This window comes from Streptomyces sp. NPDC006261, assembly GCF_040613515.1.
GTDB lineage: Bacteria > Actinomycetota > Actinomycetes > Streptomycetales > Streptomycetaceae > Streptomyces.
On the sequence record NZ_JBEXSI010000162.1, the window covers coordinates 1 to 1,286 of the forward strand.

1 protein-coding gene is annotated in these 1,286 nt (G+C 66.6%); it reads left to right on the forward strand.

The genetic code is table 11. From position 1 onward, the window contains the following. Window positions 1-1,286: beta-ketoacyl synthase N-terminal-like domain-containing protein (locus ABZ154_RS35035; RefSeq protein WP_356838515.1), on the forward strand; the 1,286-nt coding region annotated here is incomplete at both ends.

Here is a 1,286-nt window from a genome sequence, read left to right on the forward strand (position 1 = left end):
CGGGGGTGGGGTGCTGGGGTGTTGTCGGGTGAGGTGTGTGGGGTGCGTGAGGGGGGTTTTGTTGAGGGTGTGGGGTTGTTCGATGCGGGGTTCTTTGGTGTGTCGCCGCGGGAGGCGGCGGGGATGGATCCGGCGCAGCGGTTGTTGTTGGAGGTGTCGTGGGAGGTTTTGGAGCGGGCTGGGGTGGCGCCTGGTTCGTTGCGGGGTCGTGGTGGGGTGGGGGTTTTTGTGGGGGGGATGGGTTATGAGTACGGTCCGCGTTTGTGGGAGGGGGGTGGTGGTTCGGATGGTTATTTGTTGACGGGTTCTGCTGGGGGGATGTTGTCGGGTCGGTTGGCTTATGTGTTGGGGGTGGAGGGTCCTGCGTTGACGGTGGATACGGCGTGTTCGTCGTCGTTGGTGGCGTTGCATCTGGCGGTGGGTTCGTTGCGGTCGGGTGAGTGTGATGTGGCGTTGGTGGGTGGGGCGACGGTGATGGGGACTCCGGGGGCTTTTGTGGAGTTTTCTCGGCAGGGTGGGTTGTCGGGGGATGGGCGGTGTCGTTCGTTTTCTTCGGATGCTTCGGGGACGGGGTGGTCGGAGGGTGTGGGGATGTTGTTGGTGGAGCGGTTGTCGGTGGCGCGGCGGTTGGGTCATCGGGTGTTGGCGGTGGTGGCGGGGAGTGGGGTGAATTCGGATGGGGCGTCGAATGGGTTGACGGCGCCGAGTGGTGTGGCGCAGCAGCGGGTGGTGCGTTTGGCGTTGGCTGATGCGGGGGTGTCGGCGGGGGAGGTTGATGTGGTGGAGGGGCATGGGACGGGGACGGTGTTGGGGGATCCGATTGAGGTGGGTGCGTTGGTCGAGGTGTTCGGTCGGGGGCGGCCGGTGGGGCGGCCGTTGTGGTTGGGGTCGTTGAAGTCGAATATCGGGCATGCGCAGGCGGCTGCTGGTGTGGGTGGTGTGATCAAGATGGTGGAGGCGTTGCGGCATGGGGTGTTGCCGCGGTCGTTGCATGTGGTGGAGCCGGTGGGTGGGGTGGAGTGGGAGGGGGTGCGGTTGTTGACGCGGGCGGTGCCGTGGGTGCCGGTGGGTGGTGGGCCGCGGCGGGCTGGTGTTTCGTCGTTCGGGATCTCGGGGACCAACGCGCACGTGATCCTGGAGGAGCCTCCTGCGCTGGATGGCGAGGGGGCTTCGGGGCTGGATGGTGGGGGTTCGGTCGAACTCGGTTCGGTGGGCGGGGTGTTGCCGTTGGTGTTGTCCGCGAAGACAGCGACGGCGCTACGCGCCCAAGCCCGCCGACTCCACGA